Origin of the sequence: Geodermatophilus arenarius (genome assembly GCF_042654585.1) — a bacterium.
Taxonomy (GTDB): Bacteria; Actinomycetota; Actinomycetes; order Mycobacteriales; family Geodermatophilaceae; genus Geodermatophilus; species Geodermatophilus arenarius.
The window spans coordinates 47,100-60,639 of record NZ_JBHSGR010000010.1; the positions used below are offsets into that span (position 1 = coordinate 47,100).

The following is a 13,540-nucleotide window of genomic DNA, read 5'->3' on the forward strand; positions in this document are numbered from 1 at the left end:
GGGTGGGGTCAGCCGGTCAGCTGGGGCTGCTGCGCGGTCGTGGGTGCCGGCTGACCGGGTTGCGTCGGCGGTCCGGTCGGCTGGCCGCCCGCCGGGGGAGGGGTGACGGGCGACGGCGGCGGGGTCGGCACCGTGGGCACCGACGGGTCGTTCGGCTCCTCCTCGGTCGTCCCGTCGTCCGGCGGCGCGGTCTCCGTCGGCGTGGCCGGGGTGGTGGGCGTCGGCTCCGTCGGCGGCGCGGACTGCGTCGTGGGCGCAGACTGCGTCGTCGGAGCCGCCTGGGTCTCCGGCGCCGGGACGCCCTCGCCCGTGTCCCCGCGGATGACCGGCCGGTCGGGCAGGTCCTCCTCCGGGGTGCCGGCGAGCACGGTGTCCATGAACTCCTGCCAGATGGCGCCCGGCAGGCCGGAGCCGTAGATGATCGCGCCGTCGGAGTTGCGGATCGGCTGGTAGCCGTCGGTGCCCATCCACACCGCCGTCGACAGCGACGGGGTGTAGCCGACCATCCAGGCGTCGGAGTTGTCGTCGGCGTCGATGCCCTGCGTGCCGGTCTTGGACGCCACCTCGCGGCCGTCGTCGAGCGCCCGGCGCGAGTACTGGGCGACGCCCTCGAGCGCGAAGGTGGTGTCGTTCGCGACGTCCTCGCTCATGACCCGCTCACCGGCCGGGGCGCCGTTCTCCAGCAGGACGGTGCCCTCGCTGTCGGTGACCCGGCTGACGAAGAACGCGTCGTGCCGCACGCCGCCGCTGGCGAAGGTGGCGAAGCCGACGGCCTGGTCGATCGGGCGCATCTCGTACTCGCCGATGCCGATCGAGGAGCCGGTGACCCCGGACTCGGGGGCGGCCAGCGTCGTCTTGTCGTCGAGCAGCGAGCCGGTGGCCGGCCAGGTCTCGGGCATGCCGGTCGCGGCCAGCGCCGTCTCGCGGACGTTCTCCGGGCCCACCTCGTAGGCCAGCCCGTAGAACGTCGTGTTCAGCGAGCGGGTCATCGCCTCGACCAGGGTGCAGGCCGGGCAGGAGGCGCCGCCGGAGTTGCGCACCGGGGCGTCGCGGTCGGGGAAGGTCTGCGGCGAGCTGCCGTCCCGGCGCGAGGTGACGCTGATCCCCTGGTCGAGCGCGGTGGCCAGCACGTAGGGCTTCATCGACGAGCCGGGCTGGCGGCGGGCCTGCGCGTAGTCGACCGCGCCCTCACCGGCGCCGATGTCACCGCCGTAGTAAGCGCGCACCCCACCGGTCCGCGGGTCGACGGCGACCAGCGCCTGGCGCAGCGTCTCCCGCGGCTCGCCGTCCATGACCTCGTTCACCGCGGCCAGCGCCGCGTCCTGGGTGGCCTTGTCGACGGTCGTGGTGATCCGCAGGCCGCCGGCCTGGATCTGCTCCTCGGTGTAGCCGCGCGCCTCGAGCTCGGAGATCGCCTGCGACACGACCAGGCCCTCGGGGCCGGTCGGGGTCCCCAGGGACGAGGACTGCGGCTTGGGCAGCACCGGCGGGTAGACCGACGCGTCGCGGTCGGCCTGCGTCATCCAGCCCTCCTCGACCATCGCGTCGAGGACCAGCCCCCAGCGGTCCTGCGCGCCCTCCGGGTTGGACTCGGGGTCGTAGGAGCTGGGGCTGCGGATCTGGACGGCGAGCACGGCGCCCTGCTGCGGGGTCAGCTGGGCGGCCGGTACGCCGAAGAAGGTGTTGGCCGCCGCCTCGATGCCGTAGGCGCCGCGGCCGAAGTAGATGGTGTTGAGGTAGTTCTCGAGGATCTCGTCCTTCGAGTGGTTGTTGTCCAGCTTGATCGCCAGGAACAGCTCCTGGAACTTGCGGCTGAACGTCTGGTCGGAGTTCTGCAGGATGGCGTTCTTCACGTACTGCTGCGTGATGGTGGAGCCGCCCTGCGTCGAGCCGCCGGTGAGGTTGTTCCACGCCGCCCGGACGATGCCGGTGAAGGAGATGCCCGGGTCGGAGTAGAAATTCCGGTTCTCCGCGGCGAGCACCGCGTTGCGCGCGGCCTCCGAGACCTGGTCGAGCGTGACGTCCCGCCGGTTGGTGTCGCCGAGGCGGGCCATCTCGGTGGTGCCGTCGGCGTAGTACACGACCGTCGTCTGCGACCGCTGCACCGAGCTCGGGTCGGGCACCTCGGTGGTGGCGTAGACGACGCCGACGAAGACACCGAGCAGCACCAGCAGGCCGAGCAGGGTGCCGAGGGCGACCTTCAGCCGGCGGCGGCGCCGCTGCTTCTTCGTGCGCGCCTTCTTGCCGCCGCCGGGCTTGCCGCCCGCGGGACGTGCACCGGTGGGCCGGGAGCCGCCGGGACGCGAGCCGCCGGAGCCCCCCGACCGCGTGGCCGTCGGGCGGCCGCGGCCGGCGGATCCGGAGCCACCGGTCGCCCGGGCGGCCGGCGGGCGCCGCGGCGGGCCGCCGGACGGCCCGACCGGCGTGGTCTCGTCGTGGGGAGGCACCAGGCAGCCCCTCCTCGGGTGTCGGTGGGCGGATCGGGTCCGGCCCAGCGTGGCGTCGTTGGCTGTGGTGACCGGGGAGGACGCGCAGGCGCACCGTCCTCCCGGGACGGGTGTGACGGACGGGTCCGCCGGTGTGCAACCGTGCGCCCGGCGGTCCTAGTCCGTGGCAGCGCGGCGGCGCCGGCGCGGCTGCCGCCCCGGCTCGGGCTCGTTCCCGAGCACGTAGGAGCAGTCCAGGTGGTTCCACCCGCACCCGCGGCACACCTCGACGGTGTACACGGAGAACTCCTCCTGCATGGCGTCCATCCGGGCGAGTTCCGCCTCGGTCTTCGCCTGCCCGGACACGTGGCCCAGCCCCTCACCGTAGACGTAGTTGACCAACGTCAGGCGCTCGCGGCGGCAGACCGGGCACGGGTCGTCGGTCTGCTCGCCGTGGTACCTCGCGGCGCGGGTGAGGTAGGGGCTGGCGTCGCAGACCTCGAACAGCCCGGTGCGGCCGGCGTGCACGTCCGCCAGGACGGCCCGCCTCTGCAGCGAGTAGTCGACGACGGAGCGACGTCCGGGCACGGCCGTCAATGTACGCAGGTCCGCCGGCGCCCGGGCCCGTCGTCACCCCGTGTGCGCGCGCTCCGCGAGTGGAGGAGGGGCCTCGGGTTGCCGACCGGATCACCTCCCGATGTATCGTCTCGATACATCGAACGGCAGGGGCCGACGGGGGGCGAGATGCTCGAGTTCGCCATCCTCGGACTGCTGCAGCAGTCCCCGATGCACGGCTACGAGCTGCGGAAACGGCTCGCGGAGGTGCTGGGGGGCCTGCGCAGCATCTCCTACGGCTCGCTGTATCCCGCGCTGAAGCGGTTGCACGCGGCCGGGTTCGTCACCACCGACGAGTCCGACCGGCGCGCGCCGCTGCCGGCCGACGCACCGCCGCTCACCGGCCGGCGCGGGAAGGTGGTCTACACGATCACCGCGGAGGGCAAGGAGCGCTTCGCGGAGCTGGTCAGCCAGGCCGGTCCCGAGGCGTACGACGACGGCAGGCTCTTCGGCGTCCACCTCGCCTTCTTCCGGCACACCGCCGCCGACGTGCGGCTGCGCATCCTCGAGGGGCGCCGCCGCACGGTCGAACGGCAGCGTGACGGCCTGCGGTCCTCACTGGCGCGGACCCGCGAACGGCTCGACCGCTACACGCTGGAACTGCAACGCCACGGCCTGGACTCGGTCGACCGGGAGGTGCGCTGGCTGTCGGAGCTCATCGACAGCGAGCGGCGCCGGCCCGAGCCGGGGCCCGGCGGTGAGCGCCCGCCGCCCGGCGAGGGGTGAGGCCGCCCCCGGGCGGGACCCACCCCAGCGACACCGCACAACAGGCACCACGGCTGTCCAGCTCGACCGGCAGCCACCGCCAGGACCGGAACGGTCCCGCGACACGGACCACCCGGTCCAGGGAGAGAGGAAACCCATGGGAGCTGTCAAGGTCGCCATCGTGGGCGTCGGGAACTGCGCCGCCTCGCTGGTTCAGGGGGTGCACTACTACCGCGACGCCGACGAGACCACCTCGGTCCCGGGCCTCATGCACGTCCGCTTCGGCGAGTACCACGTCTCGGACGTGCAGTTCGTCGCGGCGTTCGACGTGGACGCCAAGAAGGTCGGCCGTGACCTCTCCGAGGCCATCGTCGCCAGCGAGAACAACACCATCAAGATCACCGACGTCCCGCCGCTGGGCGTCACCGTGCAGCGCGGCACCACCCTCGACGGCCTGGGCAAGTACTACCGGGCCACCATCGAGGAGTCCGACGAGCAGCCGGTCGACGTCGTCGCGGCGCTGCGGGAGTCCGGCGCCGACGTCCTCGTCTGCTACCTGCCGGTCGGCTCGCAGCAGGCCGCGGAGTTCTACGCGCAGGCCGCCCTCGACGCCGGCGTCGCGTTCGTCAACGCCCTGCCGGTGTTCATCGCCGGGACGAAGGAGTGGGCGGACAAGTTCACCGCCGCCGGCGTCCCGATCGTCGGCGACGACATCAAGAGCCAGGTCGGCGCGACCATCACCCACCGGGTGCTCGCCAAGCTGTTCGAGGACCGCGGCGTGCAGCTCGACCGCACGATGCAGCTCAACGTCGGCGGCAACATGGACTTCAAGAACATGCTCGAGCGCGAGCGCCTGGAGTCCAAGAAGATCTCCAAGACCCAGGCCGTCACCAGCCAGGTCGACCGCGACATGGGCACCGACAACGTGCACATCGGCCCGTCGGACCACGTGCCGTGGCTGTCGGACCGCAAGTGGGCCTACGTCCGCCTGGAGGGCCGCGCGTTCGGTGACGTCCCGCTGAACCTGGAGTACAAGCTCGAGGTCTGGGACTCCCCGAACTCGGCCGGCATCATCATCGACGCCGTCCGCGCGGCGAAGATCGCCAAGGACCGCGGGATCGGCGGCCCGATCCTGTCGGCGTCGTCGTACTTCATGAAGTCCCCGCCGGTGCAGTACAGCGACAGCGAGGCCCGCGACGCCGTCGAGGCCTTCATCCGCGGCGAGGTGGAGCGCTGACGCGCTGACCGCGTCCCGCAAGCCGGCAGGCCCGTCCCCCGACCCGGGGGGCGGGCCTGCGGCCTGTCGGGGGCCCGGTGCCGCCGGGCTGCCTACGCTGACCGCCATGCCGCGCCGCCTGCTCGCGATCGCGCTGGTCCTGCTGGCGGTCCTGCTGGCCGGGTGCTCGGACGACCCCGCCGACCGGCAGCCCGGCGACCCGGTGACCGCCGAGGAGGCCGAGGTGCTCGCCGGCCTGCTGGCGCGGGACGCGGAGGAGGGTGGCGCCGACGTCGAGGTCGCCGCGCCCTTCGGCGACGGCGGCCTGCTGCGCCTCACCGGCGAGGTCGACCTCACCGGCTCCGCCGGCCGGGCGCAGGCGGTGACCACCTACGGCGACGGGCGCCCCGACGACACCCGCACGCTGTTCTTCACCCGGGACCGCATCTGGTTCGGCGACGTCCCCGGGCTGGCGGACGCCCTCGCCGCCGCGGGCCTGCCCGACGTCCCGTTCGTCAGCCGCCCGCTGGCGACCGGGCCCGACGCGGTGCCGCTGACCGACGTCCTCGTGACCGTGGTGCTCAACCTGGGCGCCCCCGAGGCCGACGACGCCGCCGCCTTCCGCGGCGGCGAGCACACCTGGGAGGGTCAGCGCTCGGTCGACCGCCGGCTGGCCACGGTGTACGCGGCCGACGCCGGCTGGACGGTCACCGTGGACGACGGAACCGGCCTGCTGCTGCAGTACGTGACCCCGCTGCCCGGGCAGGACACCGAGGTCACGGTGACGCTGTCGGACCACGGGCCGCGGACGATCGCCCTGCCGGAGGACGGGCAGACGGTGGACGCGACATCGCACCCGGAGGTCGCGGCGGCGGTCGGGATCTGACGGAGGACCTCGCCGCCCCACTCGCGGGCTCGCGGCGGGACCCTGCGGGGAGGCCGCTCCGGCACCTCACCGGGGCCGGGCACGGAAGAGGGGGCGGCCTCTTCCCCAGACCGCCCCCTCCGAGGTCATTCCTACCAGACCTCGCCGGGGCGCGCGCCCCGGACCGCGCTCCCGCGGCGTGTCAGTTCGCGGAGGGGTCGGCCGGTGCCGTGGACAGGACCGCCAGGCGGCCGGTCTGCCGGGCGAGGACCGCGCGCCACAGCTGCGGTCCGGACAGCTCGCTGAGCACGTCGCCCGGGGTGCCGGGCACGCACGCCCAGGCACCCTCGGCGACCTCGGCGGCCAGCTGGCCGGGCGACCAGCCCGCGTAGCCGGCGAACACCCGCAGGCCGGACAGGCCGCTCTCCAGGGTTCCCGGGTCGGCGTCGAGGTCGACGAGGTGGACGTCGCCGGCCACCCGCCGCAGCCCCTCGACCTCACCGGCCGCGCCGGGGGCGCTGGCCAGGCACAGCGCGGTGTCGGTCTCGCACGGGCCGCCGACGTGGAAGACGCCCGGCTCGACGGCGAGGTCGCACCAGCCGGGCAGCACGTCGCGGATCTCGACCTGGCTGGGCCGGCCGAGGACGACGCCGAGCGTGCCGCTGTCGTTGTGGTCGAGCACGTAGACCACGGTGCCGGCGAAGTTCGGGTCGGTCAGCCCGGGCATGGCCACGAGCAGCGAGCCGGGGACGACGTCGTCGAGGGTGCCGGTGGACAGCCGCGGCACCGGCGGACGCCGTCGGCCCGTGACCCGCCGGGTGGGCGGGCCGGACTCGGGTTCGGGTGAGGGCACCGGAGACATCCCGTCCAGTGTGCAACAGTCCGGGCCCCGGGGGAGGGCGGGCGCGCACCGTAGGGTGAGCCGGTGACGCGGGCCGCTGCGACCGTGCGGCTCCTGCTCGGCCGGGAGGACTTCCGCCGGCTGCTGGCCACCCGGCTCCTGGCGCAGTTCGGCGACGGCGTCTTCCAGGCATCGCTCGCCGGGAGCGTGCTGTTCAACCCGCAGCGGGCCACCGATCCGCTCGCCGTCGCCGCCGGGTTCGCGGTCCTGCTGCTGCCCTACTCGGTGCTGGGCCCCTTCGCCGGCGTCTGGCTGGACCGGTGGAGCCGCCGGCAGGTGCTGGTGCACGCCGACGTGCTGCGCGCGGGCCTGGTCGCCGTCGTCGCGGCGCTCGTGGTCACCGGGGCCGGCGGCCTGCCGCTCGCCGTCGCGGGGCTCGCCGTCTTCTCCGTCACCCGGTTCGTGCTGGCGGCGCTGTCGGCCGGGCTGCCGCACACCGCTGACGCCGGTGCGCTGGTGACGGCCAACGCGCTGTCGACGACCTCGGGGGCGGTGGCGACCGTCGTCGGCGGGGCGGCCGCGGTCGGCCTGCTGCAGATGGCCCCGGCCGGGGACGCCGGCTACGCGGCCGTGACGCTGTCCGCGGCGCTGCCCTACCTCGCGGCCGCGGCGGCCGTGGCGGGCTTCTCCCGGGCGCACCTGGGTCCCGACACCGCCACCCGGTCGGCCCGGCTCACGGCCCGGCAGGTGCTGCGCGGCATGGCCGACGGCGTCCGGGACGTGGCCGCGCACCCGCCGGCGACGGCGGCGCTGGTGGCCGTCTCGGGGCACCGGGTCTGCTACGGCGTGCTGACGCTGGTGTCGCTGCTGCTGTACCGCGGCCCGCTGGCGGAGGGGTCGGGGCCGCTGTTCCCGGGCGGGCTGGTCGGCCTGGGGCAGGTGGTGGGCGCCGGGGCGGTGGGCACGCTGCTCGCGGCGCTGGTCACCCCGGCCGCGGTGCGCCGGCTGGGCCGCCGCCGGTGGACGGCGTCGCTGCTCGTGGCAGGCGCGGTGCTGCAGCCGCTGCTCGGGCTGACCCTCGCGCCGCCGGGGATCGTGGCCGGCGGGTTCGTGCTCGGCTTCGTCGCCCAGGGCGTGAAGGTGTGCGTCGACACGACGCTGCAGGAGGTGCTCGCCGACGACGTCCGCGGGCGGGTGTTCTCCGTCTACGACACCCTGGTCAACGTCACCTACGTCGCCGCGCTCGTGGCCGGGGCACTGGTGCTGCCGGCCTCGGGGGTCTCGGTGCCGGTGCTGGTCGCCGTCGGCGCCGTGTACGGGCTGACCGCCGTGGCGTTCCTGCGGCGCGGCGCGGAGCCGGCGCGGGTCTAGAGGTCCGGCTCGCAGGCGCCGCGGCCCAGCTGCGCCAGGCCGGCGAGGTCGCCGGGGCCGAAGTCCACCTGGCCGTCGTTGCGCGGGGCCATGAGCTCGGCCGGGTCGTCGACGTGGTCCAGGCCCAGCACGTGCCCGAACTCGTGCATGAGGACGGCGCGCACCGCGGCCCGGCCCTCGGGGGACCCCGCGGCGCCACCGGCCCAGCCGGCGTCGATGGTCACCGCGCCGGTGACGAACACCCACGGCCCGCCGGCCGCGGCGGCCGCCTGGCTGCCGCCCAGGCCGGCCACGGTGCCCCCGAGGCCGGGCACCTCCTCCGGGGTGGCCCAGCTGACCAGGACCGGCGCCCAGCGGTCGCCGTAGCGGCCGGGCTGGTACACCGCCCGGTCGTCGGTGTACCCCTCGTCGGTGGTGCCGTCGGAGACGAACCGCAGGCCGGTGGCGGCCGACACCCGGGCCAGCGCCTCCTCGACCAGCCCGGCGGCGCCCGGCGGCGCGCCGTCGGGCCGCATGACCCAGTGGACCGGGCGGCACGGGTCGTAGGCGACCGGAGTGACGCCGTCGGCCTGGTGCTCGACGAACTCGAAGGTGCCGCCGACCGGGGCCGGCGGCGGCGTGCCGAGCGGGGAGCCCGCCGCCTCGCGCCCGGGCGTGGGCCGGTCCACCGGGACCGCGGGGCTGGCGGCCACGGCGGAGCCGGAGGAGGACTCCCAGGGCCACGGGCGCGGGCCGGCCAGGACCGCGGCGCCCAGGCCGAGCGCGAGCACCAGGACGACGGCCAGCACCCCGCGGACGGCGGGGGAGCGGCGGCGCGGGGGCGGCGGCCCGCCCTCCCAGGCGCGCCACGGCAGCGGGTCGGCGGGGCGGCCGGCCGTCTGGTCGAGCACCCACTGCGGCACGCGTCCGGTGGGCGAGGCGGGGAGGCCGGGCGGCGGCTCCGAGGGCCACCCCGGGGGCCGCTCCGAGGGCCACTGCGAGGGCCACTGCGAGGGCCACGGCGCACGCACGGCACGCCCGTCCTGCGTTCCCCCGTGCACCCGTTCCCCCGTTCGCGGTCCGGCCGTCCGTCCTACCGGCGGACGCGGGGCGCGGGGAGGGGCGCGGGCGGAGGGCACACCTGAGCGGGGGAGTCAGGAGCGGGCGGCCCACCAGGCGCGCAGCTCGGCCTCGGCCTCGTCGGGCCCGAGCGGACCGCGCTCCAGGCGGAGGTCCTTGAGGTACGTCCACGCCTCGCCGACCTCGCGGCCCGGCGGGATGCCCAGGATCTCCATGATCGCGTTGCCGTCCAGGTCGGGCCGCACCCGCGCGAGGTCCTCGGCCGCCGACAGCTCGGCGATCCGCCGCTCGAGGGAGTCGTAGGTGGCCGAGAGGGCGGCGGCGCGGCGCCGGTTGCGGGTGGTGCAGTCCGAGCGGACCAGCTTGTGCAGCCGGGACAGCAGGTCGCCGGCGTCGGTGACGTAGCGGCGCACCGCGGAGTCGGTCCACTCCCCGCGGCCGTAGCCGTGGAACCGCAGGTGCAGGAAGGTCAGCCGGGCGACCGCCTCGACGACGTCCTTGGGGTAGCGCAGCGCGGTCAGCCGCTTGCGCACCAGCTTCGCGCCGACGACCTCGTGGTGGTGGAAGGAGACCCGGCCGCGCGGCTCGTGCCGGCGGGTGGCGGGCTTGCCGACGTCGTGCAGCAGCGCCGCCAGCCGCAGCACGAGGTCCGGCGACCCCGCGTCCGGATCGGCCTTCTCCAGCGCGATCGCCCGGTCGAGCACGGTCAGCGAGTGGGAGTAGACGTCCTTGTGCTGGTGGTGCTCGTCGATCTCCATCCGCAGCGCCGGCAGCTCGGGCAGCACGACGTCGGCCAGGCCGGTGGAGACGAAGAGCTCCAGCGCCGCGCGGGGGCTGTCCTGCAGCAGCGTCTTGGACAGCTCCGCCTGCACCCGCTCCGGGGTGATCCGCGCCAGCTCCCCCGACATGTCGGTCATCGCGCGGACCACGTCGTCGTCCGGGGTGAGCCCGAGCTGGGCGACGAAGCGCACCGCGCGCAGCATCCGCAGCGGGTCGTCGGCGAAGGAGTCCGCCGCCGCGCCCGGGGTGCGCAGCCGGCGGGCGAGCAGGTCGCCGAGGCCGCCGAACGGGTCGGTCACCGTGCGGTCGGGTCCGAGGGACACCGCCATCGCGTTGACCGTGAAGTCGCGGCGGGCCAGGTCGTCGGTCAGCGAGTCGCCCCACGCCACCTCGGGGTTGCGGGACTCCCGGTCGTAGCGGTCGGCGCGGAAGGTGGTGATCTCCAGCCGGGTGCCGCGCACCTCGGCGCCCACGGTGCCGAAGGCGATGCCCTGGTTCCACGTGGAACCCGCCCAGCCGCGCAGCAGCCGCAGCACCTGCTCGGGCCGGGCGTCGGTGGTGACGTCGAGGTCGCCGGGCGGCGTCGGCGCGCCGCTGCCGGCGGCCAGCAGGGCGTCGCGCACCGACCCGCCCACGAGGTGGGCCTCGAACCCGGCCGCGGCGAAGCGTTCCCCCAGCTCCACCAGCACGGGCGAGACCTCGACCAGCTCGCGCACGGTCTGCTGCACCGCCGGCGGGACGTCCACGGCGGCCGGACGACTCTTCCGCTCCCCGGACACGACGAGCCAGGGTAGTGCGGCGGCTCGCGCTACCCTCCTGGCATGGCAGGCACCGGCGGACGAGGGCGTCCCGGCCGCCGGCTGCGGCGGGTCGACGAGACCTCCGCCGGGGGCCTCGTGGTCGCCGACGACGGGATCTCCGGCCCGCGGGCCGCGCTGATCGGTCGCACCGACCGCCGCGGCCGGCTGCTGTGGTCACTGCCCAAGGGCCACATCGAGGAGGGCGAGACCCCCGAGGACACCGCCGTCCGGGAGGTCGCCGAGGAGACCGGGATCATCGGCGAGGTGCTCGCCCCGCTCGGGATCATCGACTTCTGGTTCGTCGCCGAGGGCCGCCGCGTGCACAAGACCGTGCACCACTTCCTGCTGCGCGCCATCGGGGGCGCCCTGTCCGATGCCGACGTCGAGGTGACCGAGGTCGCCTGGGTCCCCCTCGACGAGCTGTCCGACCGGCTGGCCTACGCCGACGAGCGGGCGCTGGTCGAGCGGGCGCCCGCGCTGCTCGCCGACAGTGCGTGACCCGGACCGCGACGTCCATCCTCGGCACAGCACCCCCCGGTCCGGGGCCGGCCGGCGCGGGAGGACGGTGACCCGCGTCCTGACGGTGGCCCTGCTGGCCCTTCCGCTCGCCGCCGCCCCGGCACTCGCCCCGGGCGTGGCCCCGGCCGCCGCGGCACCGGCGGCACCGGCACCGCCCGCCGCGCCCGCGGCCGACCCCGAGCGGCCGGTCACCGTCGACGTCACCCGGCTCGACCCGCGCACGGTCGCCCCCGGCGGCACGGTCACCCTGGCCGGCACGCTGACCAACGACGGCACCGAGACGGTCACCGACCTCGGCGTCCGGCTGCAGCGCGGCCAGGCCGTCACCACCCGCGCCGAGCTGCTCGCCTCCGACGCCGACCCCGACCCGGCCACCGCGTTCAGCACGCCGTTCCAGCCGCTGCCCGGCCCGCTCGCCCCCGGCGACTCCGCGCCGTTCACCGTCACCGTGACCACCGCCGACCTGGCCCTGGACCGCGACGGCGTCTACCCCGTGCTGGTCAACGTCAACGGCACCACCGACGGCGGCGAGCCGAGCCGGGTGGGCGAGGTCCGCACCCACGTGGTGCAGCAGAGCGCGCCGCCGGCCGCCGCCACCGCCGTCGCCTGGCTGTGGCCGCTGGCCGAGCGCACCCACCGCGACGCCTCCGGCGGGTTCGTCGACGACGGCCTGGCCGAGGCGGTCGCCGACGGCGGCCGGCTCGACCGCGCGCTGGCCGTCGTCGAGCGGCTGCCCGCCGCCGTCGCCCCCGGCGCGCCCGCGGCCACGCCCCTGGCCCCGGTGACCCTCGCGGTGGACCCCGCCCTGGTCGAGGAGCTCTCGGTCATGGCCGAGGGCCCCTACGACGTCGGCGGCGAGGAGGGCGCCGGCACCGGCACCGAGGCCGCCGCCGCGTGGCTGGAGCGGCTGCGCGCCGTGGCCGCCGACCACCCGGTGGTCGCCCTGCCCTACGGCGACGTCGACGCCGACGCGCTGCAGGCGGCGGGCCTCGAGCCCGCGCTCACCCGCGCGCTGCCCGGCGCCGCACCCGGGGCCGAGGGCGACACCCCGGAGGGCGGGGGCGTGGTCTCCGCGGCCTCGCCCGGGCCGGCCGGGGCCGCGCTGCTGGCCGACGTCCTCGGGGTCACGCCGCGCACCGACCTGACCTGGGCGGCCGGCGGGGCGCTGCGGCCGGACACGCTCACGACCCTCCGGGAGGGCGGCGTCGAGCAGGTCGTGGTGGCCTCCAGCGCGCTGAGCGACGGCGACGCGGCGCTCGGCGTCCCCGGCGGCGGCGCGGCCGCGCGGACCACCGTGCCCGGCACCGACGGCCCGGTCGAGGCGCTGGTGGCCGACGCCGGGCTGTCCTCCGTCGTCGGCACGGCCGACACGGCCGAGGGCGGGCCGCGGGTGGCCGAGCAGCGCTACGTCGCCGAGCTGGTGCTGGTCTCGCAGCAGGCGGCCGCCACCCCGGCCGGCCAGAGCGTCCTGGTCGCCCCGCCGCGCGACGTCGACCCCGACCCGGAGGCGGTCGCCGCGATGATCACCGACACCGCGCTGCCCGGGCTGCGCCCGGCGTCGCTGACCGACCTGTCCACGGGCCCGGTCGCCGACGCCGGCACGCCGGTGGACCAGGCCGGCGCGGCGGTGCTCGACCCCGCCGGCGTGGCCGGGCTGGTCGCCGCGACCGCGCTGCGCGACGACCTCGCCGGCGCCGTCGTCGAGGAGCCCGCCACCGTCCTCGCCGGCTACGACGCCGCGCTGGCCCGGGCCGCCTCGGCGGCCTGGCGGGACGACCCGGCCGGCTTCACCGCCGCCGCCGGGGACGTGCGCGACACGCTGGCCGGCCTGCGCGAGCGGGTGACGCTGGTCGCCCCCGCCGACGGCACCTACAGCCTGGCCTCCAGCGACGCGCCCCTGGTGCTCACCGTGCAGAACGACCTGCCCTTCGCGGTCCGGGTGCTGGTCGAGGCGCGCACCCGCGACAACGTCGGCCTGACCATCGGCGACGTCGGCGCGGAGCTCGCCCCCGAGCAGCGCACGACGCTGGAGGTCCCGACCGAGGTGCGCCAGTCCGGCCGCTTCGCCGTCACCGCGAGCCTCACCACCCCCGACGGCGGCCGGCTGGGCGACGACGTCGCGATCCAGGTGCGCAGCACCGCCTACGGGACGATCTCGCTGTCGATCACCATCGGCGCCGCCGTCCTGCTCGGGCTCCTGTTCCTGCGCCGCGGGGTCCTCTTCCTCCGCCGCCGCGGGCGGACCGAGGAGGAGCTGCCCGACGGCGCCGGGACCGCCTGGCCGCCCAGCCGGAGCCCGGTGTGACCGGCCACTCCCGCAGCGACGAGGACGCGCCCGCCCGG

11 protein-coding genes are annotated in these 13,540 nt (G+C 76.3%); 6 read left to right on the forward strand and 5 right to left on the reverse strand.

The features are described 5' to 3' along the window. Positions 1–8 precede the first annotated feature (8 nt). Positions 9–2,447 carry a transglycosylase domain-containing protein gene (locus ACFO3M_RS10900; protein ID WP_387988612.1) on the reverse strand — a complete coding sequence of 813 codons (2,439 nt, stop codon included), beginning with the start codon at positions 2,445–2,447 and terminating at the stop codon, positions 9–11. 156 nt (positions 2,448–2,603) lie between these two features. Next, positions 2,604–3,014: a DUF5318 family protein gene (locus ACFO3M_RS10905; protein WP_387988613.1), complete on the reverse strand. Its 411-nt coding sequence runs from the start codon at positions 3,012–3,014 to the stop codon at positions 2,604–2,606. A gap of 156 nt (positions 3,015–3,170) precedes the next feature. Here ACFO3M_RS10905 and ACFO3M_RS10910 point away from each other — a divergent pair, with 156 nt between their 5' ends. The 3 genes from ACFO3M_RS10910 (at position 3,171) to ACFO3M_RS10920 (ending at position 5,848) form a co-directional block, all read left to right on the forward strand. Further along, positions 3,171–3,767, forward strand: coding sequence for a PadR family transcriptional regulator (locus ACFO3M_RS10910; protein WP_387988614.1), 597 nt, complete (start codon positions 3,171–3,173; stop codon positions 3,765–3,767). Between the two features lie 136 nt (positions 3,768–3,903). After that, entirely contained in the window at positions 3,904–4,983 is a 1,080-nt protein-coding gene (locus tag ACFO3M_RS10915) for an inositol-3-phosphate synthase (RefSeq protein WP_387988615.1), read from the forward strand. 106 nt (positions 4,984–5,089) lie between these two features. Beyond that, complete coding sequence (locus tag ACFO3M_RS10920) at positions 5,090–5,848, forward strand: hypothetical protein (RefSeq protein ID WP_387988616.1); 759 nt, start codon at positions 5,090–5,092, stop codon at positions 5,846–5,848. A gap of 181 nt (positions 5,849–6,029) precedes the next feature. On the opposite strand, the gene ACFO3M_RS10925 is transcribed toward ACFO3M_RS10920, so the two are convergent. Further along, positions 6,030–6,680, reverse strand: coding sequence for a YqgE/AlgH family protein (locus ACFO3M_RS10925; protein WP_387988617.1), 651 nt, complete (start codon positions 6,678–6,680; stop codon positions 6,030–6,032). A gap of 72 nt (positions 6,681–6,752) precedes the next feature. Here ACFO3M_RS10925 and ACFO3M_RS10930 point away from each other — a divergent pair, with 72 nt between their 5' ends. Then, entirely contained in the window at positions 6,753–8,039 is a 1,287-nt protein-coding gene (locus tag ACFO3M_RS10930; protein WP_387988618.1) for an MFS transporter, read from the forward strand. Here the strand turns inward: ACFO3M_RS10930 and ACFO3M_RS10935 are convergent. Both ACFO3M_RS10935 and ACFO3M_RS10940 read right to left on the reverse strand, forming a co-directional pair. Next, positions 8,036–8,941 (reverse strand): matrixin family metalloprotease, encoded by a 906-nt coding sequence (locus ACFO3M_RS10935; RefSeq protein WP_387988619.1) that lies wholly within the window; start codon positions 8,939–8,941, stop codon positions 8,036–8,038. The two genes, ACFO3M_RS10930 and ACFO3M_RS10935, sit on opposite strands and share 4 nt — an antisense overlap. Before the next feature lie 231 nt (positions 8,942–9,172). After that, positions 9,173–10,657 carry a CCA tRNA nucleotidyltransferase gene (locus tag ACFO3M_RS10940; protein WP_387988620.1) on the reverse strand — a complete coding sequence of 495 codons (1,485 nt, stop codon included), beginning with the start codon at positions 10,655–10,657 and terminating at the stop codon, positions 9,173–9,175. A 42-nt stretch (positions 10,658–10,699) separates the two neighbouring features. Here ACFO3M_RS10940 and ACFO3M_RS10945 point away from each other — a divergent pair, with 42 nt between their 5' ends. Together ACFO3M_RS10945 and ACFO3M_RS10950 are read left to right on the forward strand one after the other, a co-directional pair. After that, on the forward strand, positions 10,700–11,176 hold the full coding sequence (locus tag ACFO3M_RS10945) for an NUDIX hydrolase (protein ID WP_387988621.1): 477 nt from the start codon (positions 10,700–10,702) through the stop codon (positions 11,174–11,176). Positions 11,177–11,243: 67 nt separating this feature from the next. After that, positions 11,244–13,502, forward strand: coding sequence for a DUF6049 family protein (locus tag ACFO3M_RS10950; RefSeq protein WP_387988622.1), 2,259 nt, complete (start codon positions 11,244–11,246; stop codon positions 13,500–13,502). The last annotated feature ends 38 nt before the right edge of the window (positions 13,503–13,540 follow it).

What these genes read in the sequence shown, in the direction of transcription:
- ACFO3M_RS10920 (WP_387988616.1), top strand. Translation starts at nt 5,090, where the DNA reads ATGCCGCGCCGCCTGCTCGCGATCGCGCTGGTCCTGCTGGCGGTCCTG.
- ACFO3M_RS10910 (WP_387988614.1), top strand. Translation starts at nt 3,171, where the DNA reads ATGCTCGAGTTCGCCATCCTCGGACTGCTGCAGCAGTCCCCGATGCAC.
- ACFO3M_RS10945 (WP_387988621.1), top strand. Translation starts at nt 10,700, where the DNA reads ATGGCAGGCACCGGCGGACGAGGGCGTCCCGGCCGCCGGCTGCGGCGG.
- ACFO3M_RS10915 (WP_387988615.1), top strand. Translation starts at nt 3,904, where the DNA reads ATGGGAGCTGTCAAGGTCGCCATCGTGGGCGTCGGGAACTGCGCCGCC.